The sequence below is a fragment of the Pseudomonas guariconensis genome, from assembly GCF_024127895.1.
Taxonomy (GTDB): domain Bacteria; phylum Pseudomonadota; class Gammaproteobacteria; order Pseudomonadales; family Pseudomonadaceae; genus Aquipseudomonas; species Aquipseudomonas guariconensis_B.
In genome coordinates this window covers 115,487-133,514 of the sequence record NZ_JAMYBK010000007.1, presented here as the reverse complement: position 1 = coordinate 133,514, position 18,028 = coordinate 115,487, and the positions used below count along the sequence as shown (strand labels likewise).

The window sequence follows — 18,028 nt, the reverse complement described above, 5'->3', positions numbered from 1 at the left end:
GCAAGGGCCGGTGTTGGCGCGGCTGCGAATCACCCGGGCGTTTAATTATTTCCCCCGCCCATCCGTTCCCCTGTGTACCCAGCTGCCGAACGCTGCCCGCCGACTCGTGCGGCGCCGCCCAGGCACGACTCACCCAGACACTGGCAGGAACTCCCCATGACGGACGCCTTCGAACTCCCGCACTCGCTGGTCCAGGCCCTGGCGCAACGCGCCACGCAGACCCCGGACCGGGTCGCCTTGCGCTTTCTGGCCGACGACCCCAGCGAACAGGCCGTGCTCAGCTACCGGGACCTGGACCTGCGCGCGCGTACCATCGCCGCCGCCTTGCAGGCCCGTGCCGGCTTCGGCGATCGCGCGGTGCTGCTGTTCCCCAGTGGCCCGGACTACGTCGCCGCGTTCTTCGGTTGCCTCTATGCCGGTGTCATCGCCGTGCCGGCCTATCCGCCGGAGTCGTCGCGGCGTCACCATCAGGAGCGCCTGCTGTCGATCATCGACGACGCCGAACCCCGTCTGCTGCTGACAGTAGAAGCGCTACGTGACAGTTTGCAGGGCCTCGATGCCCTGGCCACGGCGCAGGCGCCGAGCCTGCTGGCGGTGGATCGCCTGGACCCGGCGCTGGCCGAAGGCTGGCGCGAGCCGGCCCTGGCGGGCGACGATATCGCCTTCCTGCAGTACACCTCCGGCTCCACCGCGCTGCCCAAGGGCGTGCAGGTCAGCCATGGCAACCTGGTGGCCAACGAGCAACTGATCCGCCATGGCTTCGGCATCGACCTGAACCCGGACGACGTCATCGTCAGCTGGTTGCCGCTGTACCACGACATGGGCCTGATCGGCGGCCTGCTGCAACCGATCTTCAGTGGCGTGCCCTGCGTGCTGATGTCGCCGGGCTACTTCCTCGCCCGGCCGCTGCGTTGGCTGCAGGCGATCAGCGAATACCGCGGCACCATCAGCGGCGGGCCGGACTTCGCCTACCGCCTGTGCAGCGAACGGGTCAGCGAGGCGGCCCTGGCCGGCCTCGACCTGAGCCACTGGCGCGTGGCTTACTCCGGCTCCGAACCGATCCGCCAGGACAGCCTGCAAACCTTCGCCGACAAGTTCCAGTCCTGCGGCTTCGACCCGCAGAGTTTCTTCGCCAGCTACGGCCTGGCCGAAGCCACCCTGTTCGTCAGCGGCAGCCGCCGTGGCCAGGGTATCGCCGCGCTGGAGCTGGATGCCGAGGCCTTCGCCGCCAACCGCGCCGAAACCGGCCAGGGCAGCGTGCTGATGAGCTGCGGCTATGCCCAGCCGGGCCATGCGGTGCAGGTCGTCGATCCGCAGCGCCTGGAGACGCTGGCTGACAACCAGGTCGGCGAGATCTGGGCCGCCGGCCCGAGCATCGCCCAGGGCTACTGGCGCAACCCCGAGGCCAGCGCGCGTACCTTCGTCGAGAAAGACGGCCAGACCTGGCTGCGCACCGGCGACCTGGGCTTTTTGCGCGACGGCGAACTGTTCGTCAGCGGGCGGCTGAAGGACATGCTCATCGTCCGTGGCCAGAACCTCTACCCGCAGGACCTGGAGAAGACCCTCGAACGTGAGGTCGATGTGCTGCGCAAGGGCCGTGTGGCGGTGTTCGCCGTCGACGACCAGGGCGAGGAGGGCATCGGCGTGGCGGTGGAGATCAGCCGCAACGTGCAGAAGGCGGTCAAGCCCCAGGACCTCATCAAGACCTTGCGCCAGGTCATCGCCGACGCCTGCCGCCAGGCACCGGCAGTGGTCCTGCTGCTCAACCCCGGCGCGCTGCCCAAGACCTCCAGCGGCAAGCTGCAGCGCTCGGCCTGCCGCCTGCGCATGAACGACGGCAGCCTGGACTGCTACGCGCGCTTCCCCGCAGCCGAGGAACAGGCCACCCCGCAGCTAGCAGGCGATGACTTGCAGGCACGTATCGCCGCGATCTGGCGCGAGCTGCTCGGTGTCGAGTCGGTGGCCGCGGACGATCATTTCCTGCTGCTGGGCGGCAACTCCATCGCCGCCACCCAGGTGACGGCGCGGCTGGCCGACGAGCTGGGCATCGAGCTGGGCCTGCGCACCTTGTTCGAAGCGCCGCTCCTGGCCGACTACAGTGCCGCCGTGGCTGGCATACTCGCCCAGGGCACTGGCGGCGCTCGCGCCATCGATACCCTGGCGCGTGGCCAGGCGTTGCCGCAATCCCTGGCCCAGAACCGCTTGTGGTTGCTGTGGCAACTGGAGCCGCAATCGGCGGCCTACAACATCCCCGCCGGCCTGCACTTGCGTGGCGAGCTGGACGAGGCAGCGCTGCAAGCCAGCTTCCAGGCGCTGGTGGCACGCCATGAATCGCTGCGCACCGTCTTCAGCGAGGTCGACGGCCAGGCCCTGCAACACATCCTGCCCACGCTCGCATTCGAGCTGCAGCGGATCGACTTGCAGGGGCAGGATGGCGCCCAGGTCGCCGCGCAGCGTGAAGCCCAGGCCCGGCAGCCGTTCGACCTGACCCAGGGGCCGTTGCTGCGGGTGACCCTGGCACGCCTGGGCGACGAGGAGCACCAGCTGTGGGTGACCCTGCACCACATCGTCGCCGACGGCTGGTCGCTGAACATCCTGCTCGACGAGTTCGCCCGGCTGTATGCCGCCCAGGGCCAGCAGGCCGACCTGGCGCCACTGCCCCTGGGCTACGCCGACTATGGCCAGTGGCAGCGCCAGTGGCTGGCCGACGGCGAGGCCGCGCGGCAATTGGCGTACTGGAAAGCCCGGCTGGGCGATGACCTGCCGGTGCTCGACCTGTGCACCGACCACCCCCGCGCCGGCCAGCGTGGCAAGCGCGCCGCGCGCCTGGGCGTGAAGGTGCCCGCCAAGCTGGGCGAGGCCATCAAGGGCCTGGCCCGCGAGCAGCAGGCCAGCCTGTTCATGGTCCTGCTGGCCGCCTGGCAGGGCCTGCTGCACCGCTACACCGGGCAGGGTGACATCCGTGTCGGCGTGCCCAATGCCAACCGTCCGCGCCTGGAGACCCAGGGGATGGTCGGCTTCTTCATCAACACCCAGGTGCTGCGCGCCGAACTCGATGGCCGTACGCCGTTCCAGCAGTTGCTGGCTCAGGTGCGCCAGGCCACCCTCGACGCCCAGGCCCACCAGGACCTGCCGTTCGAGCAACTGCTCGAGGCGCTGCCGCAGGCCCGCGAGCAGGGCCTGTTCCAGGTCATGTTCAACCACCAGCAACGCAACCTCTCGGCCCTGCGCCGCCTGCCCGGCCTGCTCGCCGAGGAGTTGCCCTGGCACAGCCGCGAGGCCAAGTTCGACCTGCAGCTGCACAGCGAGGAGGATCACCAGGGGCGCCTGAGCCTGGCCTTCGACTATGCGGCCGAGCTGTTCGAGGCCGACACCATCCAGCGCCTGGCCGGCCACCTGCTGGCGCTGCTCGAGCAGGTCTGCGAGCAGCCGCAACTGGCCCTGGGCGAGGTACAACTGCTCGATGAACACGGCCGCGCCCAATTGCAGGCCTGGGGCCAGGCCCCAGCGCCAGCGGCCCAACGGCTGCTGGTCGAGCAGCTCAATGAGCAAGCGCGGCAAACCCCGGAGCGCACCGCACTGGTGTGGGAGGGTGGTAGCCTCGACTACGCCACCCTGCACCTGCAGGCCAACCGCCTGGCCCACTACCTGCGCGACAAGGGCGTCGGCCCGGACACCTGCGTGGCCATCGCCGTCGAGCGCTCGCCGCAGTTGCTGGTGGGCCTGCTGGCCATCCTCAAGGCCGGTGGTGCCTATGTGCCGCTGGACGTCGACTACCCGGCCGAACGCCTGGCCTACATGCTCGGCGACTGCGGCGCCAGCCTGCTGCTCAGCCACAGCGCGCTGCTCGGCCGCCTGCCCCAGGTGCAGGGCGTCAGCGCCATCGCTCTCGACCAGTTGCACCTCGACAGCTGGCCGAGCCATGCGCCCGGCCTGCACCTGGACGGCGACAACCTCGCCTATGTGATCTACACCTCCGGCTCCACCGGCCAGCCCAAGGGTGTGGGCAACACCCATGCGGCGCTGGCCGAGCGCCTGCAATGGATGCAGGCTACCTATGCGCTGGACGACAGCGACGTGCTGATGCAAAAGGCGCCGATCAGCTTCGACGTCTCGGTGTGGGAATGCTTCTGGCCGCTAGTGAGCGGCTGCCGTCTGGTGCTGGCCGGCCCCGGCGAGCACCGCGACCCCCAGCGCATCGCCCAGTTGGTGCAGGCGCATGGGGTGACCACGCTGCATTTCGTGCCGCCGCTGTTGCAGGTGTTCGTCCAGGAACCCCTGGCGGCGGGCTGCACCAGCCTGCGCCGGCTGTTCTCCGGTGGCGAGGCGCTGTCGGCTGCCTTGCGTGACCGGACCCTGCAACTGCTGCCACAGGTGCAACTGCACAACCGCTATGGCCCGACCGAAACCGCGATCAACGTCACCCACTGGCACTGCCGCACCGAGGACGGCGAACGCTCGCCGATCGGGCGCCCGCTGGGCAACGTGCTGTGTCGGGTACTGGACGACGACCTGCAGCCGACCGCGCCAGGCGTGCCGGGCGAGCTGTGCCTGGGCGGCGCGGGCCTGGCCCGTGGCTACCTGGGCCGCCCGGGGCTGACCGCCGAACGCTTCGTGCCCCAGCCCGACGGCAACGGCCAGCGCCTGTACCGCAGCGGCGACCGTGCTCGCTGGCTGGTCCAGGCCGGGGCCCTGGAATACCTGGGGCGCCTCGACCAGCAGGTGAAGGTGCGAGGTTTTCGTGTCGAACCTGAAGAAGTGCAGGCCTGCCTGCTGGCCCAGCCGGGCGTCGAGCAGGCGCTGGTGCTGATCCACAAGGACGCGTTTGGCGCCCAGCTGGTCGGCTACTACAGCGGCGTCGAGCAGGATACAGCGTTGCTCGCGGCCCTGGCCGAACGCCTGCCGGCCTACATGGTGCCGGCGCAACTGATCCACCTGACCTGCATGCCCCTGGGGCCGAGCGGCAAGGTCGATCGCAAGGCGCTGCCGGCCCCGGTCTGGCAGCAGCGCGAGCACATCGCGCCGCAAAGCGAGTTGCAGCAGCAGGTCGCGGCGATCTGGCGCGAGGTGCTGAACCTGCCACAGGTCGGCCTGCAGGACGACTTCTTCGCCCTCGGCGGCCATTCGCTGCTGGCCACCCAGATCGTCTCGCGCAGCCGCCAGGCGCTGGACGTGGAGCTGCCGCTCAAGGCGCTGTTCGAGGCCAGCGAACTGGGCGCCTTCTGCGCCGAGATCGCGCGCATCCGCGAGGCGGGCGAGCGCAACCTGCAAGGCGAGATCGCCCGGGTCGACCGACGCCAGGCGGTGCCGCTGTCCTATTCGCAGCAGCGCATGTGGTTCCTCTGGCAGATGGAGCCGGACAGCCCTGCCTACAACGTCGGCGGCATGGCACGCCTGCGTGGGGTGCTGCACGTGGATGCCTTCGAGCGCGCCCTGCAGGCGTTGGTGGTACGCCACGAGACTCTGCGCACCACCTTCCCGAGCATCGACGGGGTGCCGTACCAGTGCGTGGCCAACGATAGCCCGCTGCACCTGGCCTGGCATGACTTCAGCGCCGAGCCGGCCAAGGTGCGCGAGCAACGCCTGCAGCAACTGGCCGACGAACAGGCGCACCAGCCGTTCGACCTGGAGCGCGGCCCGCTGCTGCGCGCCTGCCTGGTCAAGGCCGACGAGCGCGAGCACTACTTCGTCCTGACCCTGCACCACATCGTCACCGAAGGCTGGGCCATGGACATTTTCGCCCGCGAGTTGGGCGAGCTGTACGAGGCCTTCGTCGACGAGCGCGAATCGCCCTTGGCGCCGCTGCCGGTGCAGTACCTGGACTACAGCGTATGGCAGCGCCAGTGGCTGGAGGGCGGGGAAGGGGAGCGCCAGCTGGCCTACTGGAAAGCCCGCCTGGGCGACGAGCACCCGGTCCTGGCGTTGCCCTCGGACCGTCCGCGCCCCGCCGTGCAGAGCCACCGTGGCGAGTTGTACCGCTTCGACCTCGACCCGGCACTGGCGGCGCGGGTGCGGGCCTTCAACAGCGAGCGTGGCCTGACCCTGTTCATGACCGTCACCGCCACCTTGGCCCTGCTGCTGCACCGCTACAGCGGTCAGCGCGACCTGCGCATCGGCGCGCCGGTGGCCAACCGCATCCGCCCGGAGAGCGAAGGGCTGATCGGTGCCTTCCTCAATACCCAGGTGCTGCGCTGCGCGCTGGACGGGCAAATGAGCGCCGCCGAACTGCTCGAGCAGGTGCGCCACACCGTGGTCGAGGGGCAGTCGCACCAGGACCTGCCGTTCGACCAACTGGTCGAAGCCCTGCAGCCGCCGCGCAGCAGCGCCTACAACCCACTGTTCCAGGTGATGTGCAACGTCCAGCGCTGGGCCTTCCAGCAGAGCCGCGAACTGGCCGGCATGCAGGTGGACTACCTGGTCAACGACGCCAGCGCCACCAAGTTCGACCTCTACCTGGAAGTCACCGACCTGGACGGCCGCCTGGGCTGCTGCCTGACCTATAGCCGCGACCTGTTCGACGAGCCGCGCATCGCCCGCCTGGCCGAGCATTGGCAGCAACTGCTGGTAGCGCTGCTCGACGACCCGCAGCAGCGCCTGTGCGAACTGCCGATGCTCAGCAGCGCCGAGCAGCAGGTGCTGATCGGCCAGTTGCAGGGCGAGCATGACTTCGAGCTGAACCACACCGTGCATGGCCTGTTCGCCGCCCAGGCGGCCAGCACCCCGCAGGCCCGAGCCTTGACCTTCGCCGGCCAGCACCTGACCTACGCCGAGCTGGACCAGCAGGCCAACCGCCTGGCCCGAGCCCTGCGCGAGCGTGGTGTCGGCCCGCAGGTCCGGGTCGGCCTGGCCCTGGAGCGCTCGCTGGAGATGGTGGTCGGCCTGCTGGCCATCCTCAAGGCCGGTGGCGCCTACGTGCCGCTGGACCCGGAGTACCCGCTCGACCGCCTGCGCTACATGATCGAGGACAGCCGCATCGGCCTGCTGCTGGGGCAGCGCGCGCTGCTCGCGGCATTGGGCGAGCTGCCCGCAGGTGTCGCCCACTGGAGCCTGGAGGACGATGCGGCGACGCTTGCGGCCTACAGCGATGCGCCGCTGGACAACCTCAACCTGCCGCAGCACCAGGCCTACCTGATCTACACCTCCGGCTCGACTGGCAAGCCCAAGGGCGTGGTGGTCAGCCATGGCGAGATCGCCATGCACTGCCAGGCGGTGATCGCCGCCTTCGGCATGCGCAGCGACGACTGCGAGCTGCATTTCTATTCGATCAACTTCGATGCCGCCAGCGAACGCCTGCTGGTGCCGCTGCTGTGCGGTGCTCGGGTGGTGCTGCGTGGCCAGGGCCAGTGGGGCGCCGAGGAAATCTGCCAACTGGTGCGCGAGCAACAGGTGAGCGTGCTGGGCTTCACCCCCAGCTATGGCAGCCAGCTGGCTCAGTACCTGGCCGGGCGTGGCGAGCAGTTGCCGGTGCGGCTGGTCATCACCGGCGGCGAGGCGCTGACCGGCGAGCACCTGCAGCGCATCCGCCAGGCCTTTGCCCCGCAACAGTTCTTCAACGCCTACGGCCCCACCGAGACCGTGGTCATGCCGCTGGCCTGCCTGGCGCCCGAGCAGATTCCCGCCGACGCCGGCAGCGTGCCGATCGGTCGGGTGATCGGGGCACGCACCGCCTATGTGCTCGACGAAGACCTGGCGCTGCTGCCCCAGGGTGGCGTCGGTGAGCTGTACGTCGGCGGTGCAGGCCTGGCCCAGGGCTACCACGATCGACCGGGGTTGTCTGCCGAGCGCTTCGTCGCCGACCCGTTCAGCCAGGATGGCGGTCGCCTGTACCGCACCGGCGACCTGGTGCGCCTGCGCGCCGACGGCCTGGTGGAGTACGTCGGCCGTGCCGACCAGCAGGTGAAGATCCGAGGCTTTCGCATCGAGCTGGGCGAGATCGAGAGTCGCCTGCAGGCCCATGCCGACGTCGACGAGGCGGTGGTCCTGGCCCTCGACCTGCCAGGCGGCCGGCAACTGGTGGGTTACCTGGTCTGTGCCCAGGCCCAGGCCGACGGCGAGGCCCAGGCGGCCCTGCGCGAGACGGTCAAGGCCCATGCTCGTCAGCACCTGCCGGACTACATGGTGCCGGCGCACCTGGTGCTGCTCGATAGCCTGCCCCTGATGGGCAACGGCAAGCTCGACCGCCGCGCCCTGCCGGCGCCCGACCTGGAGCAGGCGCGCCAGCACTACCAGGCGCCGGCCAACGAGCTGGAGCAGCAGTTGGCGCAGATCTGGCGCGAGGTGCTCAACGTGTCGCGGGTCGGTGTGCAGGACAACTTCTTCGAACTGGGCGGTGATTCGATCCTGTCGATCCAGGTGGTCAGCCGTGCGCGTCAGTTGGGGCTGCAATTCACCCCGCGCGACCTGTTCCAGCACCAGACCATCCAGACACTGGCGGCGGTGGTGCGCAGTGGCTCGGCGCCGAGCAGCATCGAGCAGGGCCCGCGCCAGGGGCGCACTGCGCTGACGCCGATCCAGCATTGGTTCTTCGACAGCGCCATGAGCCAGCCCCAGCACTGGAACCAGGCGGTTCTGCTGGAGGCTCGCCAGCCGTTGCAGGCCGATGCCCTGGAGCGTGCCCTGGCGGCGTTGCTGGAGCATCACGACAGCCTGCGCCTGCGCTTCACCCAGGCCAATGGGCAGTGGCAGGCCGACTATGCCCAAGCGGCGACGCAAGCGCTGCTGTGGACCGCCACCGTGGCCGATTTCGACGACTGCCAGGCGCTCTACACCGACGTGCAGCGCAGCCTGGACCTTGACCGGGGCCCGCTGTTGCGTGCCTTGCTGGTCAGCGACGGGCAGGGTGGGCAGCGCCTGCTGCTGGCGATCCACCACCTGGTGGTCGATGGTGTGTCCTGGCGCGTGCTGCTGGAAGACCTGCAGGCGCTCTACCGTGGCGAGCGACTGGCAGCCAAGACCCACGCCATGGGCGACTGGGCCGCGCGCCTGGCCAGCTATGCCGGCAGCGACTCGCTGCGCGACGAGCTGGGCTGGTGGGTCGGCCAACTGGGCAATGCCCGTCACGAGCTGCCGTGCGACCATCCCCAGGGTGGCAACCTGCATCGCCATGCCCGTACCCTGGCCATCGAACTCGATGTGGAGCAGACCCGGCAACTGCTGCAACAGGCGCCGGCGGCTTACCACACCCAGGTCAACGACCTGCTGCTCACCGCCCTGGCCCGCGCCCTGTGCCGCTGGAGCGGTGACGATGCGGTGCTGGTGCAACTGGAGGGGCATGGCCGCGACGGGCTGTTCGAGGACATCGACCTGACCCGCAGCGTCGGCTGGTTCACCAATGCCTACCCGCTGAGCCTGAGCCCGGCAGCGGGCGAGGGCGACGTTGCCCGTGCCAGCTCGATCAAGCGCATCAAGGAGCAACTGCGCCAGGTGCCGCACAAGGGCATCGGCTACGGCGTGCTGCGCTACCTGGCCGACGACGCCAGCCGTGAACGCATGGCGGCGTTGCCCCAGGCGCGGATCACCTTCAACTACCTGGGCCAGTTCGACCAGCAGTTCGATGCCAAGGCGCTGTTCCAGCCGCTGGATGCACCGACAGGCCTGGCCCACGACCAGGACGCACCGCTGCCCAACTGGCTGAGCGTCGATGGCCAGGTGTATGGCGGCGCGTTGCAACTGCGCTGGACCTTCAGCGCCGAGCGCTACGAGGAGCGCACCATCGCCGAGCTGGCCGAGGCCTATCGCCAGGAACTGCTGGCCCTGGTCGAGCACTGCCTGGGCGAGGGCAACGGCAGCTTCACGCCCTCGGACTTCCCCCTGGCGCAACTGACCCAGGAGCAGATCGACAGCCTGCCGGTACCGGCCGCCGAGATCGAGGACGTCTACCCGCTCACGCCGATGCAGGAGGGCTTGCTGCTGCACACCCTGCTCGAGCCAGGCACCGGCATCTACTACATGCAGGACCGCTATCGCATCAACAGTGCCGTCGACCCCGAGCGCTTCGCCCAGGCCTGGCAGGCCGTGGTGGCGCGCCACGAGGCCCTGCGCGCATCGTTCAGCTGGAACGCCGGCGAGGCGATGCTGCAGATCATCCACAAGCCCGGCAAGACACCGGTGGACTACCAGGACTGGCGCGGCCTCGACGAGGCGGTCCAGGAAGAGCGCCTGCAAGATTTGCACAAGCAGGAGCGCGAGGCCGGCTTCGAGCTGCTGCGCGAGGCACCGTTCCACCTGCGCCTGGTGCGCGTCGACGATGAGCGCTACTGGTTCATGATGAGCAACCACCACATCCTCATCGATGCCTGGTGCCGCTCGCTGCTGATGAACGACTTCTTCGAGATCTACCAGGCCCTTGGCGAGGGTCGCCAGGCCCAACTGCCGGTGCCGCCGCGCTACCGCGACTACATCGGCTGGCTGCAACGCCAGGATCTGGACGAAGCACGCCAGTGGTGGCAAGACAACCTGGCCGGTTTCGAGCGCGCCACGGCCATCCCGAGCGACCGCCCACTGCGTCATGAGCATGCCGGTGACGGCATGATCGTCGGTGACTGCTACACCCGCCTGGAGGTCAAGGACGGGGTGCGCCTGCGCGAGCTGGCCCAAGCCCACCAACTGACCGTCAACACCTTCGCCCAGGCGGCCTGGGCCCTGGTGCTGGCGCGCTACAGCGGCGAGCGCGACGTGGTCTTCGGCGTCACCGTGGCCGGGCGCCCGGTCAGCTTGCCGCAGATGCAGCGCACGGTCGGCCTGTTCATCAACAGCATCGCCTTGCGCGTGCAGTTGCCCGAGCCAGGCCAGCGGCTCAGCGTGCGCCAGTGGCTGCAGGGCCTGCTGGAGCGCAACATGGAGCTGCGCGAATACGAGTACCTGCCGCTGGTGGCGATCCAGGAGTGCAGCGAGCTGCCCAAGGGCCAGCCGCTGTTCGACAGCCTGTTCGTGTTCGAGAATGCACCGGTGGAAACGGCGGTGCTGGATCATGCGCAGCACCTCAATGCCAGCTCCGATTCGGGCCGTACCCACACCAACTTCCCGTTGACCGCGGTGTGCTACCCGGGCGACGACCTGGGCCTGCACCTGTCGTTCGACCAGCGCTACTTCGACTACCCGACCGTCGAACGCCTGCTGGCCGAGTTCAAGCGCCTGTTGCTGGCGCTGGTGCAAGGTTTCGAAGGGGAGGTGGCCGAGCTGCCGCTGCTGGGCGCGGACGAGCAGCGCTTCCTGCTGGAAGACTGCAATCGCACCGAGCACGCCTACAGCCTGGAGCAGAGCTATGTGGCGCTGTTCGAGGCGCGGGTCGCCGCCCATCCCGAGCGTGTCGTCGCCCGTTGCCTGGAGGCGGCCTATGACTATGCCGGGCTGAACCTGGCGGCCAACCGCCTGGGCCATGCCCTGGTCGCGGCGGGCGTGGCCATCGACCAGCCCGTGGCGCTGCTGGCCGAGCGTGGCCTGCCGTTGCTGGGCATGATCGTCGGCAGCTTCAAGGCCGGCGCTGGCTACCTGCCGCTGGACCCGGGCCTGCCCTCGGCGCGCCTGCAACGTATCGTCGAGCTGAGCCGCACGCCAGTGCTGGTGTGCACGGCGGCCTGTGCCGAACAGGCGCGCCAGTTGCTGGACGAGCTGGGCGGCGCGGCACGGCCGAAGCTGCTGCTGTGGGAGGCGGTCCAGGCCAGCGATGTGGCCAGCCACAACCCCGGCATCCACAGCGCGCCGGACAACCTGGCTTATGTGATCTACACCTCCGGCTCCACTGGCTTGCCCAAGGGGGTGATGGTCGAACAGCGCGGCATGCTCAACAACCAGTTGAGCAAGGTGCCCTACCTGCAACTGGACGAGCAGGACGTGATCGCCCAGACCGCCTCGCAGAGCTTCGACATTTCGGTCTGGCAGTTCCTCGCCGCGCCGTTGTTCGGTGCCCAGGTGAACATCGTGCCGAACGCCATCGCCCACGACCCGCAGGGCTTGCTGGCCCATGTGCAGGCCACCGGTATCAGCGTGCTGGAAAGCGTGCCGTCGCTGATCCAGGGCATGCTGGCCAACGAGCACCAGCCCCTGGACCGCCTGCGTTGGATGCTGCCGACCGGCGAGGCCATGCCGCCGGAGCTGGCGGCCCAGTGGCTGCAGCGCTACGCCGAGATCGGCCTGGTCAACGCCTATGGGCCGGCAGAGTGTTCGGACGACGTGGCGTTCTTCCGCGTCGACGCCGCGTCGACCCGTGGCAGCTACTTGCCGATCGGCACGCCGACCGACAACAACCGCCTGTACCTGCTTGGCGAGGACCAGGCGCTGGTGCCGCTGGGGGCGGTGGGCGAGCTGTGCGTCGCCGGTACCGGTGTCGGCCGCGGTTACGTCGGTGACCCGGTGCGTACTGCCCAGGCCTTCATACCGCATCCCTATGGGGCTCCGGGTGAGCGCCTGTACCGCACCGGCGACCTGGCACGGCGCCGTGCGGACGGTGTGCTCGAATACGTCGGCCGCATCGACCACCAGGTGAAGATCCGCGGCTACCGCATCGAGCTGGGCGAGATCGAGGCCCGCCTGCATGAGCAGGCCGAGATCCGCGATGCTGCTGTGGGCGTGCAGGAGGGCGTCAATGGCAAGCACCTGGTCGGCTACCTGGTGGCTCACCAGGGCATAAGCGCCGATGCCGCGTTGCTGGAGCGGGTCAAGCTACGCTTGCGGGCCGAGCTGCCGGACTACATGGTGCCGCTGCACTGGGCCTGGCTGGACGGCCTGCCGCACAACGCCAACGGCAAGCTCGACCGCAAGGCCCTGCCAGCCATCGACATCGGCGGCCAGCACAGCCAGGACTACCTGGCGCCGCGCGACGAGCTGGAGCAGACCCTGGCTGGTATCTGGGCGGACGTACTCAAGGCCGAGCGGGTTGGCGTGCGCGACAACTTCTTCGAACTGGGCGGCCACTCCCTGCTGGCGACTCAGATCGCCTCGCGGGTGCAGAAGCAGTTGCAGTTGAACGTACCGCTGCGGGCGATGTTCGAGTGCAGCACGGTGGAGGCGTTGGCCGAGTACGTGCGCGGGCTGCAGGACAGTGCGCTGGACGATGACAAGGTCGACCGGCTCAGTGACCTGATGGCGGAGTTGGAGGGGTTGTAAGCGTCGCTCTTGACCCTATCGCCGATTCTACGGCCATAGGGTCAAGAGCAGGTTGCTGCACATCGCCATTACACAGTGGCATTGATGAACGCTTCATCAAGTGAAGTGGCATGGTGACGGGTCATGAACTGGTCGCCGCTATCAAATTCCTCGAGTCGTTGGCGGGCAAGCATGTAGAAGCGATGACAGTGAGTGGCGATCTCATGTGTGTAGTGAGATGAGATCAACACAGCTGCACCTTCTTGGCAGGCATTACTGATACCAAGCCATATGTAATGACGGAATTCTGGGTCGACACCTGCAGTAGGTTCGTCGAGTATGATCAAGTCGCTGCCCATGAGGAGTAGCGTTAGGGTGAAAAAACTCCGAATCTCACCGTAGCTGCACGTAGAAGCCTTCTTTTTTGATATCTCGGAATAGCGTTTGAATAACGGAGGCGACCAAGTGTAGAGGCGTGCAAGCGTTTCAGAGTGGCTGGGTGTGGATGTTGAGCTTAAACAGGAAATTAAGTTGTAAACTTCGGCCATATGCAGTAGCGGTGGAGGGGTTAGAATTTGAGTAAGGTAAAGCTGTTGCTGGGAATTGTTGATTATCTTTCCGTGGGTAGGCTTTCTAATTTTGCAGATTAGGTCGAAAAGTGTCGTTTTCCCAGCTCCGTTGCTACCAAGAATACCAACTATTTCGCCTTTGTTTAGAGCTAGGCCTATATTGTCAAACAAGGTTTGATTTTTATAGGAGAAGCTCAGGTTTTTGATGCTTAGTATGCTCATTTAGTATCTACTCCAAATAGGCTGGATTCTGAAATATTTACCAGTCAGGTAACTGCCAAGAAGGGAGCTGGTAAGTGCTGCGAGAAAGCTGTTGATCAGTGAAATCTCTCCGTGAAATATTTTTGTGCTCAGATGTAGTGGGTTTATAGAAGGAATGTCCTGAGTGTGCATGGCGCCTATATAGCCTGAGAGTAACATTATGAAAGACAAGAGAGAGAAAAGTGTGTTGGCAGTGGTGAACTTTATGGGTAATGCTGCTATGGCAAGTCCAATGCATGAAAACATCAGATAGCTCGCATAAAAGCAGGATAGTAAATACAGAAATTCATAGGTCGAGTAGTCGCCGTATAGTGGTTTGGTTGTTAAGTAGAAAAAGCTGAAATAGATGATGCTGATCAGGGTGTAACTAGTGAGGTGTGAGCACAAGAATAGAGCGATTGCTGTTTTCTGATAGATAAATGATCGGATGAATCCACTTTCTCTTCTGCCGATGAGATAAAAGCTCAGGCCAAAAAAAGCGACGCTTGACGAAATGTATGCGTAGAACCATGCTGCTGCAGTGATATATGCTTGGCTCGTTTGTTGAGATGTCGGGGTGCTTTGCGTCAAGATGATGAACATTATACAAGGCGATAGTGCTGTCCACAGAAGTGCAGTGGGCTCCTTCAAGTGCTCGAGAACTAAAATCTTTGAGATTCTTGCAATTCTGACCACCCTAGGCGTCGCACATTGAGGAAGGCTGCTCATGGGAAGGGGACCATTCTGGTTAGTTGTGTAGTGATGATTTTTTTGGAAAAGAAATCGGAATAAGTGTTTTTGGTATTTAGGTGGAAGGCATTGTTCATGTGGAGGAACAGATTGGGTGAGGTGTACTTGCAAAAGTGAATGTTGGATTTTTTGGTGGGCAGCGCGGATAAGTATAGGTAGCCATTTAACTTGAGTTTTCTTATTGCGCTAATAAGGTTTTGGCAGGTGAGTGGGACGGTGTCGTTGGATGAGGACTTGGGGTGACTCATATCTATGTTGCTGGAAATTGTATTGTAGGTACTGTAATGGTTGCATTCCATGAAATAGCTGAGGTAAGGGTCCTCAATTTCTTTTTTAAAGTTATTGGTGCTGCTAAATGACTGCATGAATCGGAAGGTTTGCCATAATTCGATGGTTGCCTTTTCCAAAGCACTGGCGAGGTTGTCCGAATAAGCCATTCCAGCGCAGTATTTAACGCGGGCGTGCTTGTCGTTTTTGTTGCCGTAGCACAGTAAAATGCAGCTGCCAGGGAATTTATCGTCAGTTAAGTTTAAGATGCATAACTCTCCGTTTTTGTGTAATTGCTGGAGTAGTGGTCGGCTGGGTAGATTTTTCAGGGTCGAACAGGCATCAAGATATGAAACTTTGTCTGTGCAAGTTTTGGTAAGCCAGAATCTAAGTAGAAATTGCCTCTCTAGAGACTCTTTGAGTGCTCCCAGGATTGCTCTTTCAATTGTCACATGGGCACTGCATCCGCAGGTGTCTCTCATTGGGTAGAACTTGTTATCGACGGGGTTCCTGCCTGGCGAAATGGATATGCAGACAGTGGGAATCCTGCAGGGCGTGAAGTCAGTTATCCTGAAAACATTAGTGCGATCAAAAAGGTGCGAGTGTAATGGTGTCTTATGGCCATTCGTGGATGTCTGTGAGAATGCCTTGGAAAACTCGTCACATTCTTCGGGGGTCAGCCCATTATCTAGTTTGCTTGTGTCGTGTACGGGAACGTCAAGATAGAAGTGCTTTCTCTCGAACTGTTCGCCAATAGCACAGTTAATTACTTCTGATGACCATCCACTGCTTGAGCCGTAGGTGCCCCATCGACTGCCGCACTCAACACTATGAGGGAGATGGGACACTGCCCCCGGTCGGTGCAACTCAAAGTCTGTAGCAGCAGGGGTATGGATTTCGTTATAGATATTCATGAAACTAGCCTATGAGTTGAATACAAGCGGGTAGAAATAATGCTGGGTTCAAGTTTAGTTCTTTCGTGACCTCGTAATCGGTAAAGCCTGACCAAGGTCTGCTGTGCAGTTGTAACTCTTTGCAGCGTAAATCTGTAAGCATATACATGGATCCAGCTTCCATAAGGGCTAACCGATATCCTCTATATCGATATTTGAATATTGCCTTTGGTAAGTAGATGAAGTAGATGATTGCTAATGATGGTGAACCTATGTTGTCGTGCTCCTGGGTGATGGCATTGGACAATAAGTCTATATTAATTTTCGGGCTGTATGCCTCCAGCGTTCTTGAGGATGGAAGTAGGTGGAGAGCGCTGCTCTCAGTTGGCCAGTGCTTGATTTTATTGTTTAAATTGATGCAGAAAACTTCAATCGGGTAAAGTGCCCCGCCACTTGGGTAACCCCTCCTGTAGCTTGATCCACCTTTTACTAATAAGGGGGAAAGAAGGGCTTTGACAGTTTCGAACTGCATTTCCCGCTCATCGAACCAGTTACACGAGTTATTTCTGTGCAGACTATGGTTTTGACGTAAGGGTTGCAGAGCCTCCCCTCTATGGCCCTTTTCTGAAGTAAAGATATTCAACTTGAGTTCGTTGCCAGTTAGCTTTTTTAATTCTTTTAATGGGATGTGATGCAAGGTGCTTAAATGCCGGGTTGCTCTATGGATAACGAAATTTCCTTTGGCGTGAAAGGCTAATGTTTCATCTGTTACTTCGCGGGTTGTGAATTTCAGATAATGATCGTGAGGAATGCTCATGGTTTGAATCCTAAGCATTGGCAAAGTGGCCAGTGAATGCTATTGTCTTCTGTAAATGTGCCATTTTCTAAATTTAGAGTTCTAGATAGCAAAGTTTGGTCTTGAGTGAGTTTGGATTTTTGAGGGTGTATTAATTTGTTTGAGAATGAAGTGACTGTTCCGAGAATTAATGCGTTTTGAAGTTCGTCGATTGCTGTCTTAGGTAATGCTATTTTTTTTGATCGGCAAAAAGCCCATATTTTGTACCAGTGATGATGGCTGGGTCTCAATTGCTCATAGTGTGCGATTCTATCTAGGGTGCAAAAAGCGCATGGATTACCGATTGAGGGAATATAGACTTCGGTCAAGTGGAAGTACTTTCCACTGATGAATCCAACACTGATCCCACAATCAGGGTTGCTATCTAAGATTGCCGTGTAGGTTTTTCTGAGTAAGTCCGGGCATAGCTTTAAATAAGCAAGAATAAACAGGGTTGGCGTTTTTGCTTTGGGCGTTTTGGATAGAGGGAGTTTTCGGATCTGGGTTTTATCATGAGATTTCCTTTTCAAGTAGGACTTGAGTTCATTTGATATGTCCCAGTCAGTATAAATAATGGCGTTTTCAAAATAGGGAGGCTCTGCGTGTTCACCAATAATGGATATTGATCTAAGGAAGTCAATGCCACTGGCAGGGTTTAGGTTTTCACTTAGCAGTATTTGCTCGAGTTCATCTTGCGGTAGCAGTGTTGATTGAGTTTCGGCAAGGTGTTGTAGTGCCTTCGCCATTTTTGGTTCAGTGATTTTGGTAAATCCAATGGGGGAAAAGACCATTGGATCAGAGTCAAAGTTGAGTATTTCGTAGTTGTAGATCCTTAGTGTTTTCATTTTTGCTCCTCGGGTGGAGGAGGGCATCTTCTTTGGTGGGTGAAGACGCCCTACTTTTAGTTAGCAGTTCTCATGCTCAAGGTTGTCGATAGCATTACCGCCGCATCCTCCTGAACCCCCGCTACCACCTTTACATCCACCACCACCTCCACAACCACCACTTCCTCCGCAGCCTCCTTGGCTTCCGGAGCCTCCAAAGAATTCCGCTTCCATATCGCAATCGTTGTCAAAGTCCAGCTTCATGACATTGATGCCAAATTGATGGTCCATTGTTCTCTCCTTGGTTGTTGCCCCGAGTTCGAGTTCGGGGTTTGTGCAGGTTTAGGACCGTCGTTGATGCATGTCAAGTTGCGGCTGAAAAGTGTTTTTTAAAATTCCTCGGTCTTCTGTTTTATTCGGAGGTAAGGTTGTGTGAATGTTCCTAGGTGTTTGCTTACGGAGAATTCTTATTTTTGATTTTTTGGATTTTTTTTGTCAGAACATTCCTATTTTCATGTGTGAATTATTTTGCTGTTCGTTGAGGAATTTCTGGAGTTGTTGTTCGTT

Annotated in this window: 6 protein-coding genes; 1 reads left to right on the top strand and 5 read right to left on the bottom strand. The window is 62.3% G+C overall.

Annotation, left to right across the window (positions count from 1 at the left end; genetic code table 11):
• Positions 1-156: 156 nt before the first annotated feature.
• The gene (locus tag NJF35_RS10680; RefSeq protein ID WP_253091015.1) at positions 157-13,104 is read left to right on the top strand and encodes a non-ribosomal peptide synthetase; all 12,948 of its coding nucleotides are present in this window, start codon (positions 157-159) and stop codon (positions 13,102-13,104) included.
• A gap of 68 nt (positions 13,105-13,172) precedes the next feature.
• On the opposite strand, the gene NJF35_RS10675 is transcribed toward NJF35_RS10680, so the two are convergent.
• The 5 genes from NJF35_RS10675 to NJF35_RS10655 form a co-directional block, all read right to left on the bottom strand.
• Complete coding sequence (locus NJF35_RS10675) at positions 13,173-13,874, bottom strand: ATP-binding cassette domain-containing protein (RefSeq protein WP_253081348.1); 702 nt, start codon at positions 13,872-13,874, stop codon at positions 13,173-13,175.
• Between the two features lie 743 nt (positions 13,875-14,617).
• Complete coding sequence (locus NJF35_RS10670) at positions 14,618-15,823, bottom strand: YcaO-like family protein (RefSeq protein WP_253081349.1); 1,206 nt, start codon at positions 15,821-15,823, stop codon at positions 14,618-14,620.
• A 4-nt stretch (positions 15,824-15,827) separates the two neighbouring features.
• The gene (locus tag NJF35_RS10665) at positions 15,828-16,619 is read right to left on the bottom strand and encodes a nitroreductase family protein (RefSeq protein ID WP_253081350.1); all 792 of its coding nucleotides are present in this window, start codon (positions 16,617-16,619) and stop codon (positions 15,828-15,830) included.
• Positions 16,616-17,482 (bottom strand): McbB family protein, encoded by an 867-nt coding sequence (locus tag NJF35_RS10660; protein ID WP_253091014.1) that lies wholly within the window; start codon positions 17,480-17,482, stop codon positions 16,616-16,618. Before NJF35_RS10660 ends, NJF35_RS10665 begins: the two co-directional genes overlap by 4 nt.
• 60 nt (positions 17,483-17,542) lie before the next feature.
• The gene (locus tag NJF35_RS10655) at positions 17,543-17,752 is read right to left on the bottom strand and encodes a hypothetical protein (RefSeq protein ID WP_253081352.1); all 210 of its coding nucleotides are present in this window, start codon (positions 17,750-17,752) and stop codon (positions 17,543-17,545) included.
• Positions 17,753-18,028: the final 276 nt, after the last annotated feature.